Origin of the sequence: Hydrogenophaga sp. 5NK40-0174 (assembly GCF_040372165.1) — a bacterium.
Lineage (GTDB): Bacteria > Pseudomonadota > Gammaproteobacteria > Burkholderiales > Burkholderiaceae_C > Hydrogenophaga.
Map to the genome: position 1 here is coordinate 1 of NZ_BAABWG010000002.1, position 25,064 is coordinate 25,064.

Below are 25,064 nucleotides of genomic sequence, written 5' to 3' on the forward strand. Positions count from 1 at the left end.
CCTGATTTCAGGGAAGCCAAGTAGGGGTATAGCTCAACTGGCAGAGCGTCGGTCTCCAAAACCGAAGGTTGGGGGTTCGATTCCCTCTGCCCCTGCCACAGGATGGATTCGGTCAGTTCCTCTTCATTGAGTTCTAACTGATTTTCCTTGTGGTCCCCAAGCCCGCCGAAGTCGTCAAGACCTCAGGTGGGCTTGCGTGTCTTGCGACGCCACCCTCAAAGGAGGCGCTGCAGAAACGCAAAACCAGTCGATAGTCATCAAACACATGGCCAGTACAGAGGTTCAAACCGTTCAGTCCGGCGCCGACAAGGCAAAGCTGGGTCTGTCCATCGCATTGCTGTTGGGCGGCTTCGTTGCGTTCTACATGCTTCGCGCTCACGGATCGCTGGCCCAGTGGGGTGCCTTGCTGGGTGCGATCGTCGTGGCTGCGGGCGTAGCATCTGTCTCAGAGCCTGGTCGACGCTTCATGGCATTCATGCGCGATTCTTATCGCGAAATGCGCAAGGTCGTTTGGCCGACCCGCAAGGAGGCCATTCAGACCACCGGTTTCGTGTTCGCCTTTGTGGCCGTCATGGCGCTGGTGCTTGGTGGCGGCGATGCCCTTTTCGGCTGGGTCATTTATGACCTCATCCTGGGCTGGAGGAACTAATGAGCGAAACCGAAATGGAAAGCCCGTTGGGCAAAGCCACCGATGGCATGCGCTGGTATGTGGTGCATGCCTATTCCGGTATGGAAAAGGCGGCTGAGCGCAACATCGTTGAGCGGATCAACCGTGCCGGCATGCAGGACAAGTTCGGTCGCATTCTGGTGCCTACCGAAGAAGTGGTCGAGGTCAAGAATGGCCAGAAGCGCACCACCGAGCGCAAATTTCTTCCGGGCTACGTCCTGGTTGAAATGGTCATGGACGACGACACCTGGCACCTGGTCAAGCACACCAGCAAAGTGACCGGATTCGTCGGTGGTGCCAAGAGCCGTCCTGCGCCGATTTCTGAAGAAGAAGTTCAGAAGATCGTCAACCAGATGCAGGAAGGCACTGACAAGCCCAAGCACAAGGTCGAATTCGTCGTAGGCGAATACGTCCGCGTCAAGGAAGGCCCGTTCGCGGACTTCAACGGCACCGTCGAGGAAGTCAACTACGAGAAGAACAAGCTGCGTGTGTCCGTCACCATCTTTGGTCGCGCCACACCGGTTGAGCTCGAGTTCGATCAGGTCGAAAAGACCTGACCCAAAGGCTCACAGCTTACAGAATTAGCAGTGGCAGGTGGGACCGCCCGACGCCTGTCACACATGCATTGAAACCGGGCATTTAAACCGCGAGGAGGCAGTCCACCGAGGCTGCCGTCAGGACTCGCAGGAGTGACATAGCATGGCGAAGAAAATCGTCGGCTTCATCAAGCTGCAAGTGCCAGCTGGTAAGGCCAACCCATCCCCACCAATCGGTCCTGCACTGGGCCAGCGTGGTCTGAACATCATGGAGTTCTGCAAGGCGTTCAACGCCCAGACCCAAGGTGTTGAGCCAGGTCTGCCACTGCCAGTGGTGATCACGGCTTTTGCTGACAAGAGCTTCACCTTCATCATCAAGACCCCACCGGCTTCCACGCTGATCAAGAAAGCGATCAAGCTGGACAAGGGCTCTTCGGTGCCGAACAAGAACAAAGTTGGCAAGATCACTCGCGCACAGCTCGAGGAAATCGCCAAGACCAAAATGCCTGACCTGACAGCTGCCGATCTGGATGCCGCTGTTCGCACGATCGCCGGCTCGGCACGTGCCATGGGTGTTGTTGTGGAGGGCTCGTGAAATGGCCAAACTGACCAAGAAACAAAAAGCCCAAGAAGGCAAAGTTGACAGCACCAAGCTGTACCCCCTGACCGAAGCTCTGGGCATCGTCAAGGATTGCGCCAGTGCCAAGTTCGACGAGTCCATCGATGTCGCTATCCAGCTTGGCGTCGATGCCAAGAAATCCGACCAGGTCGTTCGCGGCGCTGTCGTGATGCCAAACGGTACCGGAAAGACGGTTCGCGTCGCAGTGTTCACCCAGGGTCCCAAGGCTGACGAAGCCAAGGAAGCCGGTGCCGACATCGTCGGTATGGATGACCTGGCTGCCGAAGTCAAGGCTGGCAACATCAACTTTGATGTTGTCATCGCTTCGCCGGATGCCATGCGCGTGGTGGGTCAGCTCGGCCAGATCCTCGGCCCACGTGGCCTGATGCCCAACCCGAAAGTTGGCACGGTGACCCCTGACGTCGCTACGGCAGTGAAGAACGCCAAGGCAGGTCAGGTGCAGTTCCGCGTTGACAAGGCCGGCATCATTCACGGCTCCATCGGCCGTCGCTCTTTCGAAGCCGACAAGTTGCAAGGCAACCTGGTCGCTCTGATCGACGCGCTGAACAAAGCCAAGCCAGCGTCCAGCAAAGGCTTGTACCTGCGCAAAGTCGCTGTTTCGTCGACCATGGGTGTGGGTGTCCGCGTGGACACCGGATCCATCTCGGCGTAATCGCAAGAAATTCGAGCCGCTGGCCTCTGGCCGGTGGTTCGGGTGTGGTGGGCTTTCCCGCTACTCGCTCTGGCAAGGAGTGGGGAAGGCCATCCAAGACCGTTGGTGTCGGGGTGTAGTTCAACTGAACGAAGTCCCGGTTTAAATGCTCAGCAGCCAACGCAGATGGCGATCCCGCTGCAGATGGAATTCATTCCAAAAACAGTTGGTCGCTGCAACGAAGCGCGCTGGCGGCACTTGTGGCCAAAAGCGCATGGAAGGAGTAGACCTTGAGTCTGAATCGCAGTGAGAAAGAAGCGGTCATCAATGAAGTGACCAACCTCGCCGCTCAAGCTCAGACGCTCGTGATGGCGGAATACCGCGGCATCACGGTCGCCGACATGGACAAGTTGCGCGTCAATGCACGCAGCAACGGCGTCACGCTCAGCGTGTTGAAAAACACCCTGGCTCGCCGTGCTGTGAATGGCAGCAGCTTCGAAGTGGCCGCCGACCAGATGACCGGCCCGCTGATCTACGGCTTCTCCGAAGACGCCGTGGCTGCCGCTCGCGTGGTGGCCGATTTCGCGAAGACCAACGACAAGCTGGTCATTCGCGCTGGTGTCTACAGCGGAAAAGTCCTGGACGTTGACGGCGTCAAGAAGCTGGCAAGCATCCCTTCGAAAGAAGTCCTGCTGGCCCAGCTGTGTGGCTTGCTCAAGTCGCCAATCTCCCGCACCGCAGTGGTGTTGGGTGCTCTGGCGGCCAAGAAAGGCGAGGAGGCTGCCGCTTGAAGCGCGCAGCCACATCGTTCAACCAATTGTTGTTAGGAAATCAAAATGGCATTCGATAAAGACGCATTTCTGGCATCTCTCGACGAGATGACCGTCATGGAACTCAACGACCTGGTTTCGGCCATCGAAGAGAAGTTTGGCGTGAGCGCTGCCGCCATGGCCGCTCCTGCTGCTGGCGGCGCAGGCGCAGCCGGTGGTGCCGCTGAAGAGAAGACCGACTTCGACGTCGTTCTGACCGAAGCTGGCGCCAACAAAGTGTCCGTGATTAAGGCTGTTCGCGAAATCACCGGCCTGGGCCTCAAGGAAGCCAAGGAAATGGTTGACGGCGCACCCAAGACCGTCAAGGAACAGGCTCCCAAGGCAGAAGCCGAAGAAGCCAAGAAGAAGCTGGAAGACGCCGGCGCCAAGGTCGAACTCAAGTAATTCGTCCTGGTTTCAAGGGCTGGAGCGCTCCATGTGGGCCTCCAGCCTTTGGTGCTTTCAGAGCGCACCCACAAGCGCTGCCAAACCCAGTTTTTTGGCCCGTTTGTGAGTGTCTTCTGACCCGACTGCAGAAGACCACTTGGTTCGGGCCCGCGTGCAATGCGCGGGTCGTCTGCCATCGGCTGGTAGGGGCCAGCCACCAAGCTAAGTGACCGGGTAGGCCCACCTGGTTTGCATCTCAGTCGCCGAGAACCTCAACGGAGATCTCATGGCATCCGCATCGAATTATTCCTTTACAGAACGCAAGCGCATTCGCAAGAGCTTTGGCAGCCGCGAAAATGTGCTCACCATCCCCTACCTGCTGCAAATGCAGAAGGACGCTTACACAGCGTTCCTCCAGGCCGAGAAAGCACCCAAAAAGCGTGTACATGAAGGCCTTCAGGCGGCCTTTGAGTCAGCCTTCCCCATCGTCTCACACAACGGTTTTGTGGAGATGAAGTTCGTCGAATACAACCTGGCAAAGCCAGCGTTTGACGTGCGTGAGTGCCAGACCCGTGGTCTGACCTTCTCGTCGGCTGTTCGTGCTCGCGTCCAGTTGATCATCTACGATCGCGAGTCATCTACACCACAGTCCAAAGTGGTCAAAGAAGTGAAAGAGCAAGAGGTCTACATGGGCGAAGTGCCCCTGATGACCGACAAAGGCTCCTTCATCATCAACGGTACAGAGCGCGTGATCGTGTCTCAGCTGCACCGTTCGCCCGGCGTGTTCTTCGAACACGACAAGGGCAAGACCCACAGCTCGGGCAAGCTGCTGTTCTCGGCGCGCATCATTCCCTACCGCGGCTCTTGGCTGGATTTCGAATTCGATCCGAAGGATGTCCTGTTCTTCCGTGTCGACCGTCGCCGCAAGATGCCGGTCACCATCCTGCTCAAGGCCATCGGCCTGACGCCGGAGTCCATCCTGGCCAACTTCTTCGTCAACGACCACTTCCGCGTGATGGACAGCGGCGCCCAGATGGCGTTTGTCTCGGAGCGTCTGCGTGGTGAAGTTGCGCGCTTCGACATCACCGACAAATCGGGCAAGGTTGTTGTCGCCAAGGACAAGCGCATCACCGCGCGTCACACCCGCGAGCTGGAGCAATCCGGCACAACCCACATCACCGTACCCGAAGAGTTCCTGCTCGGCCGTGTGGTGGCCAAGAACATTGTTGACGAGGAAACCGGCGAGATCATTGCCAAGGCCAACGATGAGCTCACCGAAACCTTGCTGGAGAAGCTGCGCACCTCCAATGTGCAAGAGCTGCAGTGTATCTACACCAACGAGTTGGATCAGGGCGCGTACATCAGCCAGACCCTGCGCATCGATGAGACGACGGACGAATTTGCTGCCCGTGTAGCCATCTACCGCATGATGCGTCCTGGCGAGCCGCCAACCGAAGACGCTGTGCAGGCCTTGTTCCACCGCCTGTTCTACAACCCGGATACCTACGACCTCTCGCGCGTGGGCCGCATGAAGTTCAACGCCCGCGTGGGCCGCGATGAGGCAGAAGGACCGATGGTTCTGTCCAATGAGGACATCCTCGCTGTGGTCAAGATCCTGGTGGATCTGCGCAACGGTAACGGCGAAGTCGACGATATCGATCACCTGGGCAACCGCCGCGTGCGTTGCGTGGGCGAGCTGGCCGAAAACCAGTACCGCACCGGTCTGGCACGTATCGAAAAAGCAGTGAAGGAGCGTCTGGGCCAAGCTGAGCAAGACCCGCTGATGCCTCACGACCTGATCAACTCCAAGCCGATCTCGGCTGCACTGAAGGAGTTCTTTGGTGCGTCGCAGCTCTCGCAGTTCATGGACCAGACCAACCCGCTGGCAGAGATCACGCACAAGCGTCGTGTCTCCGCTCTGGGCCCAGGCGGTCTGACCCGCGAGCGCGCCGGCTTTGAAGTGCGCGACGTGCACGTGACCCACTACGGTCGTGTTTGCCCGATCGAAACGCCCGAAGGTCCAAACATTGGTCTGATCAACTCGCTGGCTCTGTACGCCCGCCTGAACGAGTACGGTTTCATCGAGACGCCGTACCGCCGTGTGGTGGACAGCAAGGTCACCAATCAGATCGACTACCTCTCCGCCATCGAGGAAGGCAAGTATGTGATCGCCCAGGCCAACGCAGCGCTTGATGCTGAAGGCCGCCTTTCGGAAGAGCTGGTCTCTGCCCGCGAAAAGGGTGAATCCATCCTCACGCCTCCCGAGACCATCCAGTACATGGACGTGTCGCCAGCACAGATTGTTTCTGTGGCAGCTTCCCTGGTGCCATTCCTGGAACACGATGACGCGAACCGCGCACTGATGGGCGCCAACATGTCGCGTCAGGCGGTGCCGGTGCTGCGCCCCGAGAAGCCACTGGTGGGTACCGGTATCGAGCGCGTGGCCGCGGTCGACTCCGGCACTGTGGTCACGTCCAACCGTGGCGGCGTGGTCGACTATGTCGACGCATCCCGCATCGTGATTCGCGTCAACGACGACGAAGCTGTCGCCGGTGAAGTGGGTGTGGACATCTACAACCTCATCAAGTACCAGCGTTCCAACCAGAACACCAACATCCACCAGCGCCCGATCGTCAAGAAGGGCGATGTGCTGGCCAAGGGTGATGTGATTGCCGACGGCGCGTCGACCGATCTGGGTGAAATCTCGATCGGTCAGAACATGCTGATCGCCTTCATGCCATGGAACGGCTATAACTTCGAGGATTCGATCCTGATCAGCGAACGCGTCGTGGCAGATGACCGCTACACCTCGATCCACATCGAGGAACTGGTGGTGATGGCACGTGACACCAAGCTGGGTGCAGAAGAGATCACACGCGACATCCCGAACCTGGCTGAGCAACAGCTCAACCGCCTGGACGAGTCCGGCATCATCTACGTCGGCGCTGAAGTCCAGCCAGGCGACGTGCTGGTGGGCAAGGTCACGCCAAAGGGCGAGACCACGCTGACCCCTGAAGAGAAGCTGCTGCGCGCCATCTTCGGCGAGAAGGCATCCGACGTAAAGGACACCTCGCTGCGTGTGGACCAGGGTTCATCTGGCACCGTGATCGACGTGCAAGTCTTCACCCGTGAAGGCATCCAGCGCGACAAGCGTGCCCAGCAGATCATTGACGACGAACTCAAGCGTTTCCGCCTGGATCTGAACGACCAGCTCCGTATCGTGGAAGCCGATGCGTTCGACCGTATCGAGAAGCTGCTGATCGGCAAGGTCGCCAACGGTGGACCGAAGAAGCTTTCCAAGGGCACCAAGATCGACAAGGCCTATCTGGACGAAGTCGAGAAGTACCACTGGTTCGATATCCGCCCCGCCGACGACGATGTGGCAGCACAGCTCGAGTCCATCAAGAACTCGATGGAGCAGACCCGTCACAGTTTCGATCTGGCTTTCGAAGAGAAGCGCAAGAAGCTCACCCAGGGCGATGAACTGCCCGCTGGCGTGCTCAAGATGGTCAAGGTCTACCTGGCCGTCAAGCGTCGCTTGCAGCCAGGTGACAAGATGGCTGGCCGTCACGGTAACAAGGGTGTGGTCTCCAAGATCACCCCGGTGGAAGACATGCCTCACCTGGCCGACGGTACCCCCGTCGACATCGTGCTCAACCCGCTGGGCGTGCCTTCGCGGATGAACATTGGTCAGGTGCTGGAGGTCCACCTTGGCTGGGCCGGCAAGGGCCTGGGTCAGCGCATTGGTGACATGCTCCAGCGTGAAGCCGCTGCTTCCGAAGTGCGTGACTTCATGGAACAGATCTACAACGGAATGGGCCGCAAGGAAACCTTGTCTGACCTGAGCGATGCAGAGCTGCTGGCCATGGCCAAAGAGCTGACCAACGGTGTTCCTTTTGCATCGCCCGTGTTCGATGGCGCGTCCGAGAAGGAAATCATGGACATGCTCAAGCTGGCGTATCCGGATGCCATCGCCAAGGCCAAAGGCCTGACGGCGACCCGCACCCAGGCGCAGCTGTATGACGGCCGCACCGGTGAAGCCTTCGACCGCGAGACCACCGTGGGCTACATGCACTACTTGAAGCTGCACCACCTGGTGGACGACAAGATGCACGCCCGTTCGACCGGTCCTTACTCCCTGGTCACGCAGCAGCCGCTGGGTGGTAAGGCACAGTTCGGTGGTCAGCGTTTCGGTGAGATGGAGGTCTGGGCACTCGAGGCTTACGGTGCTTCCTACATCCTGCAGGAAATGCTTACCGTCAAGTCCGACGACGTCCAGGGCCGTACCAAGGTGTACGAGTCCATCGTCAAGGGCGAGCACGCGATCGACGCCGGCATGCCAGAGTCGTTCAACGTGCTGGTCAAGGAAATCCGTTCGCTCGGTATCGACATCGAATTGGAGAGGAGCTGACATCCTGCGCCGCGTAGCGGCCTCCCTTCGAGGAGGAAAACACCAGCGGCCCGGCCAAGCCGGTTCCGCGGTGTTCCTGGTCAGTCAATTCTTTCCTAACGTTGTCTTAGAAATTTAAGGAAGTTCGATATGAAATCCTTGCTCGACCTGTTCAAGCAGTTCACCCCTGACGAGCATTTCGATGCCATCCGCATCGGTCTGGCTTCGCCGGAAAAGATCCGTTCCTGGTCCTTCGGTGAAGTCAAGAAGCCAGAGACCATCAACTACCGTACGTTCAAGCCTGAGCGCGACGGTCTGTTCTGCGCCAAGATCTTTGGTCCCACCAAGGACTACGAGTGCTTGTGTGGCAAGTACAAGCGCCTGAAGCACCGTGGTGTCATCTGCGAGAAGTGCGGCGTTGAAGTCACGCAGACCAAAGTGCGTCGCGAGCGTATGGGTCACATCGACCTGGCCGCGCCTTGTGCCCACATCTGGTTCCTGAAGTCGCTGCCATCGCGTCTGGGCCTCGTGCTCGACATGACGCTGCGTGACATCGAGCGTGTGCTGTACTTTGAAGCGTATGTCGTGGTCGACCCCGGCATGACCCCGCTCAAGAAGTTCAGCATCATGAGCGAAGAGGACTACGACGCGAAGCGCCAGGAATACGGCGACGAGTTCGTGGCCAAGATGGGCGCGGAAGGCATCAAGGAGCTGCTCGAGAACATCGATATCGATATCGAGATCGAGAAGCTGCGCAATGACCTGACCGGCTCTGAGCTGAAAATCAAGAAGAACGCCAAGCGCCTGAAAGTGCTGGAAGCCTTCAAGAAGTCCGGCATCAAGCCTGAGTGGATGGTCCTGCAGGTGCTGCCTGTGCTGCCACCGGACCTGCGTCCGCTGGTGCCACTGGACGGTGGCCGCTTCGCGACCTCCGACCTCAACGACCTGTACCGCCGCGTCATCAACCGTAACAGCCGTCTGCGTCGCCTGCTCGAACTCAATGCGCCCGAGATCATCGCGCGCAACGAGAAACGCATGTTGCAGGAAGCTGTGGACTCGCTGCTGGACAACGGCCGCCGTGGCAAGGCCATGACCGGTGCGAACAAGCGTGCCCTGAAGTCGCTGGCCGACATGATCAAGGGCAAGAGCGGTCGCTTCCGCCAGAACCTGCTGGGCAAGCGCGTGGACTACTCCGGTCGTTCCGTGATTACCGTGGGCCCAACCCTCAAGCTGCATCAGTGTGGTCTGCCCAAGCTGATGGCCCTGGAGCTGTTCAAACCTTTCATCTTCTCTCGCCTCGAGGCCATGGGCATTGCCACGACCATCAAGGCAGCGAAGAAGGAAGTGGAAGCCGGCACGCCAGTGGTGTGGGACATCCTGGAAGAGGTCATCAAGGAGCACCCGGTTCTGCTCAACCGTGCGCCAACGCTGCACCGTCTGGGTATCCAGGCTTTTGAGCCTATCCTGATTGAAGGCAAGGCCATCCAGCTGCACCCACTCGTCTGCGCAGCGTTCAACGCTGACTTCGACGGTGACCAAATGGCTGTTCACGTCCCGCTGTCGGTGGAAGCCCAGCTGGAAGCCCGCACGCTGATGCTGGCCTCCAACAACGTGCTGTTCCCGGCATCTGGCGAGCCGTCCATCGTCCCATCGCAAGACGTGGTGCTGGGCCTGTACTACACCACCCGCGAGCGCATCAATGCCAAGGGCGAAGGCATGATCTTCTCCGATACCCAGGAGCTGCGTCGTGCGTTTGACAACGGTGCTGTCGACATCACCGCCAAGATCTCTGTTCGCCTGACCGAATGGCTCAAGAACAAGGAGACGGGTGAGTTCGAACCCAGCACCTCACTGGTGAACACAACGGTCGGTCGTGCCATGCTGTCCGAGATCCTGCCCAAGGGCCTGCCGTTCGAGGTGATGAACAAGGCGCTGAAGAAGAAGGAAATCTCCAAGCTGATCAACGCTTCTTTCCGCAAGTGTGGTTTGAAGGAAACCGTGGTCTTCGCAGACAAGTTGCTCCAGAACGGTTTTGGTCTGGCAACACGCGCCGGTATTTCCATTGCTGTGGACGACATGCTGGTGCCTGCCGAGAAGCAGCAGGTGATTGAGCGTGCGGAAGCCGAGGTCAAGGAAATTTCCCAGCAATACGCTTCGGGTCTGGTGACCGCAGGTGAGCGTTACAACAAGGTCGTGGACATCTGGGGCAAGGCCGGAGATGAAATCTCCAAGGTCATGATGGCCCAGCTTGCGAAGGAGAAGGTCGTTGATGCCTCCGGCAAGGAAGTGGACCAGGAGTCGTTCAACTCGATCTATATGATGGCCGACTCGGGCGCGCGGGGTTCCGCTGCCCAGATTCGTCAGCTCGCCGGTATGCGTGGCCTGATGGCCAAGCCGGACGGCTCGATTATCGAGACGCCTATCACCGCGAACTTCCGCGAAGGCCTGAACGTTCTGCAGTACTTCATCTCTACGCACGGCGCCCGTAAGGGTCTGGCCGATACGGCGCTGAAGACCGCGAACTCGGGTTACCTGACTCGCCGTCTGGTGGACGTGACCCAGGATCTGGTGGTCACCGAAGACGATTGCGGTACCAGCAACGGTACGGCGATGCGTGCCATCGTCGAGGGTGGTGAGGTGATCGAGTCCTTGCGCGACCGTATTCTGGGTCGTACCACTGCTGATGAGGTGCTGCACCCAGAGACACAGGTTGTGCTGGTTGAAGCCGGGCAGCTGCTCGACGAAGACATGCTCGATGACATCGAGGCAGCCGGCGTGGACGAAGTGCGCGTGCGTACCTCGCTCAACTGCGAAACCCGTTTCGGCATCTGTGCCAAGTGCTATGGTCGCGATCTCGGCCGCGGTGGCAAGGTCAACATCGGTGAAGCTGTCGGTGTGATCGCCGCCCAGTCCATCGGTGAACCAGGCACCCAGCTGACAATGCGTACCTTCCACATCGGTGGTGCTGCATCCCGTGCTGCCATTGCCTCCAGCGTGGAAGCCAAGTCCAGCGGTGTGATCGGGTTCAACTCGACCATGCGCTACGTGACCAACAGCAATGGCGAGCTGGTTGTGATTGCCCGCTCTGGCGAGATCATCGTCAGCGATGAGCACGGTCGTGAGCGCGAGCGTCACAAGGTGCCTTACGGTGCCGTCCTGACGGTCAAGGCCGACCAGCAGATCAAGGCCGGCACGATCCTGGCCAACTGGGATCCGCTGACCCGACCCATCATCACGGAATTTGCCGGTCAGGTGAAGTTCGAGAACGTGGAAGAAGGTCTGACGGTGGCCAAGCAGGTCGATGACGTGACCGGTCTGTCCACTCTGGTCGTGATCGACCCCAAGCGTCGCGGCTCTACCAAGGTGGTCCGTCCTCAGGTCAAGCTGATCGATGCATCCGGCAACGAAGTGAAAATCCCAGGCACCGATCACTCGGTGACCATCGGCTTCCAGGTCGGCGCACTGATCCAGGTGCGCGATGGCCAGGAAGTGGGTCCTGGCGAGGTGCTGGCACGTATCCCTGTGGAAGGTCAGAAGACCCGAGACATTACCGGTGGTCTGCCACGTGTGGCCGAGCTGTTCGAAGCCCGTTCGCCGAAAGACAAGGGCGTGCTGGCCGAGATGACGGGTACCGTGTCGTTCGGTAAGGAGACCAAAGGCAAGATTCGCCTGCAGATCACCGATCCGGAAGGCAAGATCTGGGAAGAGCTCATTCCGAAAGAGAAGAACGTGCTCGTCCACGAAGGTCAGGTCGTCAACAAGGGTGAGACCATCGTCGACGGTCCGGCTGATCCGCAGGACATCCTGCGTCTGCTGGGTATCGAAGAACTGGCCCGCTACATTGTTGACGAAGTTCAGGACGTGTATCGACTCCAGGGTGTGAAGATCAACGACAAGCACATCGAGGTGATTGTTCGCCAGATGCTGCGCCGTGTCGTGGTCGAGAACCCGGGCGATTCTTCCTACATCGCTGGCGAGCAGGTGGAGCGTTCGGAGATCCTCAACACCAACGATGACCTGCAAAAGGAAGGCAAGCTGGCGGCGACGTACAGCAACATCCTTCTGGGTATCACCAAGGCATCGCTGTCGACCGATTCGTTCATTTCTGCGGCTTCCTTCCAGGAAACCACCCGCGTGCTCACCGAGGCTGCCATCATGGGCAAGCGCGACGAGCTGCGTGGCCTGAAGGAGAACGTCATTGTGGGTCGCCTGATCCCGGCTGGTACGGGTATGGCATTCCACGATGCGCGTCGAGTCAAGGAAAAGATGGACGACGAAGAGCGTCGCGCCATTGCTGAAGCCGATGCCATGGCATTGGCCGCTGATCAGGCGGACGCTGCTGCAGCCGAACCTGAGGCAGGCGAGTCGACGGATTGATCCGGCCTTTGCTGGCAAGAAAAAGCCCCTGGCCGGAAGCGGTCAGGGGCTTTTTTTCTGGCGCACGCAAGTGGCAGCAGCAGAGAACGTGACTTTTCGCGGCTTGCGTTGCGCGTTCATGGGCTATATTGGTGTGTCACCAAATGAAACTGGAGCGAATGACTCCGCTGTCAGAGGAGAAAGAGAGATGTCCACTACTGTTGTCATCGTGATTGTGGCTGTGGTCGCAGGCTTGTGGGGTGTGGGTGCCTACAACAGGCTGGTCAGACTGAAAAACGCCATCGGGAACGCTTTTGGCCAGATCGATGTGCAGCTCAAGCGCCGCTATGACCTGATTCCAAACCTGGTGGAGGTCGCTCGCAAGTACCTGTCCCACGAGCAAGATACGTTGCAGGCGGTGATCGCTGCACGCAACCATGCCAAGGCCGCAGAGGCTACTGCTGCAGGCAGCCCGCTCAATGCTGGCGCGCTGGGCGCTCTGGGTGCTGCCGAGACTGCCCTGACGGGGGCCATGGGGCGCCTGTTTGCTGTGGCTGAAGCCTACCCCGATCTCAAGGCGGACAAAACCATGAGCGAGCTGAGCGAAGAACTGACCAGCACCGAGAATCGCATCGGCTTCGCCCGCCAGGCCTATAACGATCATGTGCTGGAGTTCAATGACGCTGCTGCGCAATTCCCCACTTTGATCGTTGCTAGACTGTTCGGCTTCAATACCCAACCCATGCTGGAGTCGACGCAGAGTGAGGAAGAACGCCAGCCCGTGAAAGTCAGCTTCTGACGGTGGCACCAGGCGGTATGAACATGAGCTCAGGCGGAGGGGTGGCTGAGTGCTGATGTTTGAACGTCAACGGGAGGCCAGGGGGCGAAGCCGGCGCCTTTTGCTGGCGTTCGCATTGGCGGTGGTGGCCCTGGTGGTGATGGTCAATGCGGCAGCTTTGCTGGCTTGGGGAGTGGTCTGGGGCTTCTGGGCACCAGGGGGCTTTGCCATTCCGGGGTACTTCTTCGAGACGACCACCACTCTTGTCTTGCTGTATGTACTGGGAGGCTGGTGGCTTGAGACTTCGCGGCTCGCCTCGGGTGGCGCCATAGCGCTATCCGAAAGGCTGGGTGCCCGGCGCCTGAACGCTTCGACAGACTTCGATGAACGCCGGTTTGAGAACATTGTTGACGAGATGGCGGTCGCGTCCGGCATGAGGCGACCGACGCCGATGCTGCTGGCACGGGACCAGTCGATCAACGCCTTTGCAGCGGGATGGGATGAGAACGATGCCGTGGTTGCTGTGACCAGAGGTGCGCTCGACTATCTCACGCGCGAGGAGCTTCAGGGCATGGTGGCCCACGAGTTCAGTCACATCGTCGAGGGTGACACGCGCATGAACATGCGCTTGCTGGGCATGGTGTGGGGCATCGAGCTCATCTACCGGGGAGGTCAGAGCCTCTACGACCCTGACTGGTCGGAGCGAACACTTGTGGGCATGGTGCTGGGCCGCATACTGATGGCGGTCGGGTGGCTCGGGTGGCTGGTGGGCCATGCGCTGCAGGCGGCGGTTTCGCGACAACTTGAGTTTCTGGCAGACGCACGCTCGGTCCAATGGACGCGCAGCCGCGAGGCCATGGGAGGCGTGCTGCGCAAAGTCGCCGGGCTGCGGGAAATGCACATCGAATCCCTGACGATGGCGCCCGCGGTCCAGCATATGCTCCTGATCGGGACCGAGGGAAGAATCTCGGATCGCTGGCTCGACTCTCACCCTCCGCTGGAAAAACGCATCAAGCGCATCTATGGGCGGAATATGCCGCCCATTCGCCCCCAGAGGGTTGACGAACGCACTGTATTCGCCTGAACCCGGCGGGACATGCCCGACAATAGGGCATGCATTCTTCCACCGAAACGCGGTCGCTCGCCGAGCAACTGCACCATTGCGCCAACTGCGTCCGGGCAGTGCTGCAGGGCCAGTCACTGGCCGAAGCCATGCCCAAGGTGCCCAAGGCCGTGCGACCTGGCGTGCAGGCTCTGACCTTCAGGGTGATGCGCCGTTTGGGTATCGCCAGGGCGCTGATGGGGCTGCTGGTCCAGCGCCAGCCTGACAAACCGACCGCGGCGCTACTGCTCACCGGTATCGTGCTGCTGCTGGACGCACAGGCGCATGCGAGAGACGAGCAGCTGGAAGAAGGGGTGCCCCTGTATGCCGCCCATACAGTGGTTGACCAATTGGTTGAGGCTGCCAAGAAAGCCAAGTCGACGCGTTCCAAGGCCCCCTTCCTCAACGGGTGTCTGCGACGGTTGATGCGTGAGAACGAAGCACTGGTGGCGCAGGCAATGGCCTCTGGAGACGAGGCGCAATGGAATCATCCCGCCTGGTGGGTCACCCGGCTGAGGCAAGACTATCCTGAGCAGTGGCAGCAGGTTTTGCAGGCGGACCTGCACCCCGGACCGATGACATTGCGGGTCAACCGGCGCAAGACAAGCCTTGCAGACATGCAGGCGGCGATGACGGAGACTGGGGTCACTGCGCGTCCGGTGGGCGCAAATGGTCTGGTGCTGTCGAAGCCGCTTCCGGTGGAGCGCATCCCCGGATTCATGAGCGGCGTGTGCTCTGTGCAGGACGCTGCCGCGCAGATCGCTGCGCCGCTCTTGATCGAGGGATTGAATCTGAGGCCAGAAAGCGGGCGATTGCGTGTGCTGGATGCCTGCGCCGCGCCAGGGGGGAAGACAGCCCATTTGCTGGAACTCGCTGATCTGGATGTGCTGGCGCTGGATGTGGATCCGGTCCGATGTGAGCGCATCGGCGATAACCTGAAGCGGCTGGGCTTGCAGACAGAGGTGAGAAGCGCTGATGCCGGCGATACTGCCGGGTGGTGGGATGGTGAACTGTTTGACGCTATCTTGCTGGATGCGCCCTGCAGTGCCGCCGGGATTGCTCGCCGTCACCCCGACGTGCTCTGGCTGCGTCGAGATACCGATATTGCGGCTCTGGCACAGCAGCAGAAACGGCTGCTGGATGCCTTGTGGCCGCTGCTTCGCCCGGGTGGGCGGCTGGTCTACGCGACATGCTCGGTCTTCAAGGCAGAGGGCCAGGAGCAGGCCGATGCGTTTCTTGGGCGCCACACAGACGCCCTTGTGCGGCCGTCTCCCGGACATTTGCTGCCCTCCCGGCTGTCTTCATCCGGACAGTTGGACGACAATCAATCAGGTGAATACGACGGTTTCTTCTACGCATGCTTTGACAAGCAGGACGCCAGTGGCGCTGCTTGAGGCGATTCTCGCCTGCGTGGTAGCGATCTCGCGGTCATGGCGAGGCTGGCTTTGCAGGGGGCTGTGCGCATGTGGACTGCTGCTTGCCGTCCAGCTCCAGTTGCATCCAGTGGCTGCACAGAGCGGACAGCCCGAGACGCGGGTTGACGAACTGCAGATCGAACATGCGCCCGATGGCAGTCTTGAGGCGTCGGTGCGCCTCCAAGTCAAGGCGCCTGCGGCGGTTCGTGATGCGCTCGAGCGGGGCGTTCCGCTGTACTTTGTCTGGCAAGCAGATGTGTACCGGCCCCGCTGGTACTGGACCGACAAGAGAGTGGCAGGTGCCCGGCGTGCCTATCGGCTGGTGTATCAGCCATTGACGCGCCATTGGCGACTCAGCCTCTCTTCAACGTTTGATGAAGGAGAGGGCAGTGAAGGCCTGGCGTACGCGCTGCATCAGAACTTCAACAGCCTGGAGGCAGCGCTGTTCAGCATTGGCCGGGTCAGTCATTGGAGCATCGCGCCAAAAGGGCGGCTGGAACCGGATGAGACCTACCAGCTGACCTTGCGCTTTGAGCTCGATCATGAGCTTCTGCCGCGGCCTCTTCAGTTTGGCGTGGCGGCTGAGCGCGATTGGCGACTGGAGTGGACATACAACGCAGAGTTGCCGCCACAACAGCCTTCAACACCTTTGCTTCCGGCCTCGGCGGCAGCTGAAGCTGCAGCAGGGCAGAAAGCGCCGGGATCGCAAAAGTGAGCCAGACGCCACCGGTTGTTCGCCCCTTGAAGCCTTCTGCCAAGCGATGGGCGCTTGTGGTGGGTCTCGTGTTCATGCTGGGCCTGACCTTGGTGCTGATGTTTCTGCTGACGCAGGCCACCAGCAACCAGACACTCTACGAACAGAACTTCGCCTGGCTGGTAGGGGTGAACATGGCCGTGGCCGGGCTGCTGCTGGGCGCCATCGGGTGGATGTCCATCCGGCTGGGCTTGCGCTGGCGCAAGGGGCGCTTTGGCAGCCGGCTCCTGGCCAAGCTGGCGGCTATTTTTGGCCTGGTGGGATTTCTGCCAGGGCTTCTCATCTACACGGTGTCCTACCAGTTCGTCTCGAGATCGATCGAAAGCTGGTTTGACGTGAGGGTCGAATCCGCCCTGACCGCTGGCGTGAACCTGGGCAGAACAACCCTGGACACACTGGCGATCAGCCTGAGCAGTGAAACCAGTGTGGCGGCCGATGATCTGGCGCGGGCGTCAAACGCCTCTGCCGCTTTGGCCATCGACCGGGTGCGTGAACAGCTGGGTGCCTCGGATGTGGTCCTGTGGAGCGAGTCGGGCAAGGTCCTGGCGAGCGCGGGGGAATCGCGGTTTTCGATTGCACCGGAGAGGCCTTCGGCAGGGTTTGTCCGGCAGGCACGCACTCAAGGCACGGCGACCGCCTTTGTCGGGCTGGACGTCGACAACGAGCTCAGCCCGGCGATGGTGGCGAATGCGAAGTTGAGGGTGCTGGCGCTGGTCAATTCTCCGCTGTTTGGTATTGGCGATGAGGTGCGCTACCTGCAGGTGGTCAAGCCGCTTCCGCAGGCGCTGGTGGCAGATGCGCTGGCTGTTCAGGCCGCCAACCGTGAGTACCAGGAGCGTGCGTTGGCCACAGACGGGCTGCGGCGTATGTACATCGGTACTTTGACCCTCACGCTGTTTCTGGCCGTGTTTGGCGCAGTGCTGCTGGCGGTAGTCCTGGGCAACCAGCTGGTCCGCCCTCTCCTCGTCCTGGCAGAAGGCATGCGGGAAGTGGCCTCGGGGGATCTCTCCCCCAAGCCGGCGCTGACGTCTCGCGACGAACTGGCCGGCCTGACGCGTACCTTTGCCCGGATGACGCAAGACTTGCTGGAGGCCCGGGTGGCTGTGCAGCACAGCATGAGCCAGGTCGATGCGGCCAGGGACAACCTGCAGACGATTCTGGACAACCTCACCGCAGGGGTGGTGGTGATGAGCGAAGACACGGTCGTGCGCAGCGTCAATCCGGGCGCATCCAGGATACTGAAAGTGCCTTTGGGCCTGCATGTGGGGCACCCCATTGAGGAGGTGCCTGGCCTGGAAGCCTTCGCCGCCGGGGTCCTGCTCCAGTTCGAGCGCTTTCTGGCCGAAGAGACGCCTCATGAAGGTGGGTACTGGCAGGAGTCGTTCGAGCTCGCCGCTCGTGAAGGACAAACGGTGAACCAGGAAACGACCACACTGATCGTTCGCGGCGCACTGCTGCCCAACAACGAGCGCCTGCTGGTGTTTGACGATGTGACCGAGCTCGTTTCTGCCCAGCGCTCCAAGGCATGGGGAGAGGTTGCTCGCCGCCTGGCACACGAGATCAAGAACCCTCTGACCCCTATCCAGCTGTCGGCCGAGCGGCTGGCCATGAAGCTCGATGGCAAGGTGGAGGCCAAGGAGCAGCAAATTCTGGACAAGTCGGTCAGGACCATCGTTGACCAGGTGGCGGCCATGCAGCGTCTGGTCAACGAGTTCAGGGACTATGCCCGATTGCCGACTGCACAGCTCGCCCCCGTGGACCTCAATTCGCTGGTCAAGGACATCCTGAGCCTGTACGAGCAGGCTGAGGTGCCGGTCAAGGCAGAGCTGGCCGCAGACCTGCCGATGGTCAAGGCCGATCCCCAGCAGGTCCGGCAAGTGGTTCACAACCTGGTGCAGAATGCGCAGGATGCCCAGGGTGCCGGAGGCGGCGCCGCGGCTGGCCCGGTGCTGGTGAAAACGCGCTTGTCGGAGTCGGGCCAATGGGTCCGGCTGACCGTGCTTGACCATGGGCCGGGCTTTGCCGAGAACATCCTCAAGCGGGCGTTTGAACCCTATGTGACCAGCAAGGCCAAAGGCACGGGTCTGGGCCTGCCGGTGGTCAAGAAAATCATGGACGAACACGGCGGTCAGGTGGACATCCGAAACCGCGTTTCAGGCGACCTGACAGTGGGCGCTCAAGTTTCGCTATCATTCGTAGTAGCAAATACCTAAAAGGACGAGAGGGGCACAGTAAGACCATGGCAACCATTTTGGTGGTGGATGACGAACTCGGCATCCGTGACTTGCTATCGGAAATCCTCAATGATGAAGGGCATGCGGTTGAGTTGGCGGAGAACGCTGCTCAAGCCAGGCAGATCCGTGCAGAGATGCGGCCGGACCTTGTGTTGCTCGATATCTGGATGCCTGACACCGATGGCGTCACCCTGCTCAAGGAATGGGCAGCCACAGGGCTTTTGAACATGCCGGTGATCATGATGAGTGGGCACGCCACCATCGATACGGCGGTGGAGGCTACGCGCATTGGCGCTCTGGCATTCCTCGAAAAGCCGATCACCATGCAAAAGCTGCTCAAGGCAGTGGACCAGGGCCTGAACAAGAATCCGGCCGCTGCCCGGGCGCCTGTGGCTGGCGTGGTCGCTCCTGCTGCTTCGGCGCCTGCAGCTGCCCTGCCCAGTGCTGGCGCCCCCACCGCTGATCTGACGGTTGAGAGCGCGATGACTGGCGGGACCTTGCCTGAGCCCCAGCTGGTGGATCTTGGGCCTCAGGCCAATCAGTCCTTCAACCTGGATGCGCCGCTTCGGCAGGCGCGAGACGGGTTTGAGAAGGCCTATTTCGAGTATCACCTGGCCAGAGAGGCCGGCTCTATGACCCGGGTAGCAGAAAAGACGGGTCTGGAACGGACCCACCTGTACCGCAAACTCAAGCAACTGGGTGTGGACCTCGCACGGAACAAGCGCAACGCACAAAAGCAGCAGACCAGCAACGAGGGGCTCTGACCTCAGAGCACTTTGGGGGCTGGATTGCCTCCCAAAAGTGATGCTATAATCTCTTGCTTCGGCCTGGTAGCTCAGTTGGTAGAGCAGCGGATTGAAAATCCGCGTGTCGGTGGTTCGATTCCGCCCCAGGCCACCAAACAGAAATGGCTCCCCTTGTGGGAGCCATTTTTCGTTTGAGGGGACGGGAGCGGATGAGAACCACCGACGCTTCGTGATGCATGGTTCGCTCTGTTTGGCCGGCAGGGCAAACAGGCCGCCGGCGCCGAATGGCGCGGGTGGTCCGCAGGGGCGAAGCCCCGAAGGATGTCCGGGAGGCGCTTGCGCCCGGGCACAGTACCGCCCCAGGCCACCAAACAGAAATGGCTCCCCTTGTGGGAGCCATTTTTCGTTTGAGGGGGAGGGCGGTGGAGTCGGTGGGCGTCGCCGGTCATGGCGAATGCCGGAAAAGCCCAGTGTTTTGTCCTGTGTTCAATGGCTAACGCCGGGCGTCGGGCTTCTAAAGTCTTTGTAAGCCCGGAAATGGGCGGATTCAGGACTGCTTCCATGCCCATGACACCAACAGAAATTGCACCTCAGGAACTTGCCGGATTGCTGGAGACGCTGCCCAGTGGCGTCAAGGCTTTGTCGCTTGACTGCTTTGACACCATTGTCTGGCGTCGGGTGGAGCGGCCATCGGACGTGTTTTTCAATCTGCAGGCGCACCCGCGCTGGCAAGAGGCTGGCATGACTGCCGCGCTCAGGGCAAAGGCAGAAAACCGGGTGCGTGAGGAAAAACACTTGCTGCATGGCATCCGGGAAGTGAACCTCCTGGAGGTCTACCAGAGGCTCCTGCCCGATGCGGACGAGACCGAAATCAATGCCTGGTGTGATGTTGAACTGGAGGAAGAGGTCGCCAGCTCGTTTGCATTTCAGCCCGTGCTCGAACTGATGCGGGCCGCGCGACGCAAGGGGCTGCGGGTGCTGGTGGTCAGTGACACGTACTTCAGTCAGCCACAACTCAAGTCGCAGCTCAAACACATTCTTGGTGAGCAGGATGCGGCACTGATCTCGGAAGTGTACTGCTCGGCGGACCATGGCGTGGGCAAGACCAGTGGGATCTGGCGCAAAGTCCTGAAGGCTGAAAAGCTGCAACCGGGGCAGGTGGTGCACATCGGAGACAACCTGAAGGCTGATGCTGTCTCGCCCAGCCAGTTCGGGATCGCTGCCCATCGTCTCAAGCGGCTGCCAGATTCAATTGAGGGCCAGCTTGAACAGCGGGCGCATGCTGGCGCGCAGCTGCTCCCCGAGGTTCGGCATGAGGTGGGCCTGCCCAGTTCTTCTCATGGGGTTCTGGCAGCCCATTTCGAGCAAGGTCATGCGTCGGTGCCCTATCGCATAGGCTACACAGCGCTGGGCCCCATCTTTCATGACTTTTCCCAGTATGTGCAAGAGCAATTGGCCACGGTCTCGACAAATGGTCGTCCGGCCAAGATGGCCTTCATGCTTCGCGATGGCTATCTGCCTGCGCTGGCCTATGCTGCGTGCCACAATCTGGCCGAGCCGCCCCCCATGCTCAATATTTCGCGTTTCACGGCCAATGCCGCGTCATTGCGAAGCAAGGAGGACGTGGTCCGGCTGGTGACCAGCATGCTGTCGGAAAAGAGCATGGACGCCGTGCTCAAGCAGTGCCTGTTCACGCCCCAGGAGATCGAGGTCATGTTGGGGCAAGTCAAGGGACAGAGCCATCCGGCGATGGCGTTGGGGCGCATGGTCTTGCGGGACGACAAGTTGCGCTGTATCCAGACGCGTTCGGCTTCCCTGAGGGAGCGCCTGTATGAGCATGTGAGAGCCAGAACGCACATCGAGCCGGGTGACACGCTGGTGATCGTGGATCTGGGCTACGGCGGCACCACTCAGACGCGCTTGCGGGAAGCTTTTGCCGAAGAGCTCGGGGTCACGCTGCACGGACTCTACCTGATTGCCTCTCGTACCGAGGCGCGGCAGAAAGACCGGACTGGTCTGGTCGGGCCGGACTGGGCAGATGAGCGTCTGGTGCACACACTGACCGCCTACATCGGGCTCTTTGAGATGATGTGTACCAAAGCGGAACCTCCCACGATTGGATATGACGAACGTGGCAACCCGGCTTTTGGCACGGCGACCACCAAAGGCCAACAGTCTGCGACTGTGCAAGAGATCCAGACCGCTTGTGTTCAGTATGTTCGGGATGCAGTGGCCACACCGCCGGCCTGCCGGCCTCGCATGAGTCGCGAGCAACGTGGCTGGCAAGTGGCTGCCGAGCTGGGCCGACTGATCTACCTGCCAAGCCAGGAAGAGGTGGCCTGTCTGTCGGCTTTCGAGTTCGACTTCAACCTGGGCACGGACCTCGTCCTCGATACGGCCAATCTGGAACAAGGCCTTGCCGAGTATCGGCGCGAAGGTTTTGGCCTGCTCAATCGCGACTTCACCAGCATGCGGGTGAGCTACCCAATGGAGCTGCGCAACATGGATGTCTCGTTGTCAACGACTCTGATGTCACTGCAGCGCTTTGGCTATGGGCTGCGACCCTCAGACGCGAGCTATCGAAAGGAATCGGTGCCGATGCTGGTGGCCAACCAGAACAGCCACGCGAAGCAGGTGACCGAGGCGGTCGCGACCCACGATGGTTACTACACCCTCCACCTGCCGATGAGCTCTACCTTTGATGCGTCGGTTCTGCTGGGGCAGCGCTATGAGTGGGTGCAGCTGGATGCGATCCAGAAAGTCGATGTGCACGATACGCGCAAGTTCGAGCCGCTGGTGATCGGCGAGAACGTGTTCTTCGACGGGATCGAGCAGGCCGAAGGCAATCTCGTGAAACTCAGCCAGAACGGCATGATGTTCTTGCCGGCGTGCTCACGCCAGGATCAGGAGCACTACATGATGCGAGTCGTCTATCGACCGGTTCGCGAAAGGGAGGCCGTCCAATGAACAGCGAGGCATCTTTGGGTTTCGGCGGAACGCTGACGGTCACGGCTTCCCCGAAGCTGGCCATGCTTGATCACGATGCGCCCAAGGTCAGGCGCACCAGCGGCTGTGACCGGCTGGAGCGTGCAGTGGAGACTGTCTTCACACCAGGGGTTCGCACCATGGTGTGCGGAACGTTGACGGCGCGCGATGAGTTTGAACTTGGGTCTTTGCCGGGGCAGTGGGAGTCACTGACGGTGTCGCCCTGGAATGGCGGCTGGCGAACCGGAGAGTCAGTTGGGCCACGGTACGAGCAAGTGCTGATACTCGCAGATACCTTGCCCTCGGATGATGCAGCGATTGCATCGCTTGTGGACTGCATGGAACATTGGGGCGCCGATCATGTGCTGGTCGCTGTTTCAGGCGGAACATCCAGCAATGCCGAACTGCGGCACAGGATCGAGCGCCAGGCGTTTGACGCCGGATACCGCAAGCACCCTTTCTACTACACGGTGCTGGACTATGAGGGCCTGCATGAGGACAACGGCACGCTGGTGATTCCCCTGGAATGCATGCCCAGGGAAGCCTTGATCACATACCCGCTGTCGGCGCTCAGGGAAGAACGCGATCTGCACATGGACATGACCCGCGAGCCGGGAGAGCGATCGGACGCACATGTCATTCGCTACCAGGAAGCCGCTCGACTGATTCGGGCCGGGGACAAGGTTCTGGACGCGGCATGTGGCCTGGGTTACGGCAGCTATTTGATGGCCAGTCAGACCCGGTGCGCGAGTGTCCATGGGGTGGATGGCAGCGACTACGCTGTGGAGTACGCCGGTGTGAATTTCGCCAGTGTTTGTCCCAGACTGAGCTTTGACAAGGCATGGCTTCCGCAGGGGTTGAGTCATTTGCCGTCGGCTGGGTTTGACGTCATCGTGTCCTTCGAAACCCTGGAACACATTGAAGACCCGACTGGCTTGCTCAAGGAGTTTGACCGGCTGCTCAAGCCGGGAGGGCGGATCATTGTCAGCGTGCCCAACGACTGGTCAGATGAGACTGGCGAGGACCCCAATCCTTTTCACTTGCATGTGTACACACTGGACAAGCTGCGCCAGCAGTTTGCGCGCCACTTCAGTGCGACGGCGCTGCATCAGCAGATCGCAAGTGGCTGCAAGTCTGCTCAGCATGGCAACAAGTGGATGCCCATGCGCAGGGTATTGCGTGAGCTGCCTGTGCAGGCACAGGTGGCGCCTGACAGCGAATGGTGGCTGCTCAGTGGTACCAAGCCTTGTCTGAATGCAGAGGTTGACCTGTCTGCGCCCTGGTATGCAAAAGCCAGGCGACCGTGGAAGGCAGACTTCTCGCACGACATCCTGGCCAACGGGATTGTGCTGGCCGTCAATTGCGTGCCGACAGACGTGGCGCCAGAGTTGACTGGATTCTGGACGCAGCTGTCCGAACAGCTTGCTGCACGTGGCTTTCAGCTGGTCTTGCTCAGCACGGCGCCAGTGGATGCCGATGGCCTGCAGGTGATTGAGATGCCTTTTGAGGTGACGGCGTTTCCTGCGCACTACGGCACTGTGGCCGCGCAAGCGACGCCGGTCACTGAGCGGGAGGTCATGGATGTTGCTGCCTGGTACGGCTGCACCTACGACTTTGCACGCGAGAGCCTGGGCGTCGCCCACGGGTTTGTGCAGGACATGCTCGATACTTTGCGGCCATCCGCTGTTCTCGGATGGCAAAGCAGCAACCCGCTGTCAAAGCTCATTGCACAGCAGGCACTGAAAATGGGTCTGCCGCACTGGTCTGGCGAGAGGGGGTGGGTGCGCAACACCCTGATGTTTGATCTGGCGGGCAACAATGCCTTGTCGGAAATGCGGTCGAGCCTGGCACTGCGCCGGCTGAGGCAGCGGTTCGAGGCGAGCCGCGACACCTTGGCGAAGCTGACCCGACGCGCCCGTTCAGCTGCGGATCTCGGGCGCTATGCCTCCAAAGACGTGATGTCGCGCGAAGCGTTTCGCGCCGCGCACGGCATCGGGCCTGAAGACAGAGTCACGGTGTTCTTTGGTCACGGCGAGCCGTCCGTCCTGTCGACGGAGCAGCCCGCGTTGCGTGAACTTCATGACTTGCCGGACGAGGTGCTGGAAGCACGCGTGCTCGCCTTGGCCCATAGCATTGAAAAGCGCGGCGGCTGGCTACTGGTGCAAGAGCATCCATTCAACCGCTCCAATGGGCGCGAACTGGCCTTGCCGCAGTCGAGCCGCGTGAAGCGGGTGGAGGAAAACGTCAGCACCTTGCTTCAGGCGGCCGATCAGTCGGTCTATACCCTGGCGACCCTGCAATACGATGCTGCGTTTCTGGACAAACCTGTGGGACTGCTCTGCCATTCGCCTTTGTACAGGGCAGGGCTGACCCCTTGCATCAGCGATTTCGAATCTGCCGATGCGTTCCTCGATGCGTTGGCGGATGCAGAGGTCATGGGGCGAGCACAGGCCAGCATGCGCGAGGATGTGGCCTTCATGTTCGAGAACATGCTGATCGACATAGAAGGTGATGCGGTGATCGCCAGCGCCGAGGTCACTGCTGAGTGGCTCAGTGAGCGATCAAGACCCGTGGATGCCCAACTGCCCGAGCGGATTGAGACCTTCCTAACGCGCTGGGCAGCAGCGAGCTGAT

At 60.2% G+C, this 25,064-nt stretch carries 16 protein-coding genes and 2 tRNA genes; all 18 read left to right on the forward strand.

Features of this window, described 5'->3' with window-relative positions:
- Positions 1-22 precede the first annotated feature (22 nt).
- Positions 23-98, forward strand: a tRNA-Trp gene (locus tag ABWV89_RS05725).
- Between the two features lie 167 nt (positions 99-265).
- A complete protein-coding gene (gene secE / locus ABWV89_RS05730; RefSeq protein WP_353395193.1) occupies positions 266-649 on the forward strand; it encodes a preprotein translocase subunit SecE in 384 nt (127 codons plus the stop codon).
- Positions 649-1,224: a transcription termination/antitermination protein NusG gene (gene nusG, locus ABWV89_RS05735; RefSeq protein WP_353395194.1), complete on the forward strand. Its 576-nt coding sequence runs from the start codon at positions 649-651 to the stop codon at positions 1,222-1,224. The genes secE and nusG overlap by 1 nt, the downstream gene beginning before the upstream one ends.
- A gap of 142 nt (positions 1,225-1,366) precedes the next feature.
- Positions 1,367-1,798, forward strand: a complete 432-nt coding sequence (gene rplK, locus ABWV89_RS05740) for a 50S ribosomal protein L11 (protein WP_353395195.1) — start codon at positions 1,367-1,369, stop codon at positions 1,796-1,798.
- Position 1,799: 1 nt separating this feature from the next.
- On the forward strand, positions 1,800-2,495 hold the full coding sequence (rplA, locus tag ABWV89_RS05745) for a 50S ribosomal protein L1 (protein ID WP_353395196.1): 696 nt from the start codon (positions 1,800-1,802) through the stop codon (positions 2,493-2,495).
- Between the two features lie 269 nt (positions 2,496-2,764).
- Positions 2,765-3,265 carry a 50S ribosomal protein L10 gene (rplJ, locus tag ABWV89_RS05750; protein WP_353395197.1) on the forward strand — a complete coding sequence of 167 codons (501 nt, stop codon included), beginning with the start codon at positions 2,765-2,767 and terminating at the stop codon, positions 3,263-3,265.
- A 45-nt stretch (positions 3,266-3,310) separates the two neighbouring features.
- On the forward strand, positions 3,311-3,688 hold the full coding sequence (gene rplL / locus ABWV89_RS05755) for a 50S ribosomal protein L7/L12 (protein WP_353395198.1): 378 nt from the start codon (positions 3,311-3,313) through the stop codon (positions 3,686-3,688).
- A gap of 268 nt (positions 3,689-3,956) precedes the next feature.
- A complete protein-coding gene (gene rpoB / locus ABWV89_RS05760; protein WP_353395199.1) occupies positions 3,957-8,081 on the forward strand; it encodes a DNA-directed RNA polymerase subunit beta in 4,125 nt (1,374 codons plus the stop codon).
- A gap of 129 nt (positions 8,082-8,210) precedes the next feature.
- The gene (gene rpoC, locus ABWV89_RS05765; RefSeq protein ID WP_353395200.1) at positions 8,211-12,437 is read left to right on the forward strand and encodes a DNA-directed RNA polymerase subunit beta'; all 4,227 of its coding nucleotides are present in this window, start codon (positions 8,211-8,213) and stop codon (positions 12,435-12,437) included.
- 187 nt (positions 12,438-12,624) lie between these two features.
- Positions 12,625-13,215 (forward strand): LemA family protein, encoded by a 591-nt coding sequence (locus ABWV89_RS05770; RefSeq protein ID WP_353395202.1) that lies wholly within the window; start codon positions 12,625-12,627, stop codon positions 13,213-13,215.
- 55 nt (positions 13,216-13,270) lie between these two features.
- Positions 13,271-14,278, forward strand: coding sequence for a M48 family metalloprotease (locus ABWV89_RS05775; protein WP_353395203.1), 1,008 nt, complete (start codon positions 13,271-13,273; stop codon positions 14,276-14,278).
- Positions 14,279-14,307: 29 nt separating this feature from the next.
- Positions 14,308-15,690 (forward strand): 16S rRNA (cytosine(967)-C(5))-methyltransferase RsmB, encoded by a 1,383-nt coding sequence (rsmB, locus tag ABWV89_RS05780; RefSeq protein WP_353395204.1) that lies wholly within the window; start codon positions 14,308-14,310, stop codon positions 15,688-15,690.
- A gap of 16 nt (positions 15,691-15,706) precedes the next feature.
- The gene (locus ABWV89_RS05785) at positions 15,707-16,426 is read left to right on the forward strand and encodes a DUF4390 domain-containing protein (RefSeq protein ID WP_353395205.1); all 720 of its coding nucleotides are present in this window, start codon (positions 15,707-15,709) and stop codon (positions 16,424-16,426) included.
- Entirely contained in the window at positions 16,423-18,678 is a 2,256-nt protein-coding gene (locus ABWV89_RS05790) for a sensor histidine kinase (protein WP_353395206.1), read from the forward strand. The genes ABWV89_RS05785 and ABWV89_RS05790 overlap by 4 nt, the downstream gene beginning before the upstream one ends.
- A gap of 26 nt (positions 18,679-18,704) precedes the next feature.
- Positions 18,705-19,463 carry a response regulator gene (locus ABWV89_RS05795; RefSeq protein WP_353395207.1) on the forward strand — a complete coding sequence of 253 codons (759 nt, stop codon included), beginning with the start codon at positions 18,705-18,707 and terminating at the stop codon, positions 19,461-19,463.
- A 60-nt stretch (positions 19,464-19,523) separates the two neighbouring features.
- A tRNA-Phe gene (locus ABWV89_RS05800) sits at positions 19,524-19,599 on the forward strand.
- Between the two features lie 413 nt (positions 19,600-20,012).
- Positions 20,013-22,412 carry an HAD family hydrolase gene (locus tag ABWV89_RS05805; RefSeq protein ID WP_353395208.1) on the forward strand — a complete coding sequence of 800 codons (2,400 nt, stop codon included), beginning with the start codon at positions 20,013-20,015 and terminating at the stop codon, positions 22,410-22,412.
- The gene (locus ABWV89_RS05810) at positions 22,409-25,063 is read left to right on the forward strand and encodes a class I SAM-dependent methyltransferase (RefSeq protein WP_353395209.1); all 2,655 of its coding nucleotides are present in this window, start codon (positions 22,409-22,411) and stop codon (positions 25,061-25,063) included. Before ABWV89_RS05805 ends, ABWV89_RS05810 begins: the two co-directional genes overlap by 4 nt.
- The last annotated feature ends 1 nt before the right edge of the window (position 25,064 follow it).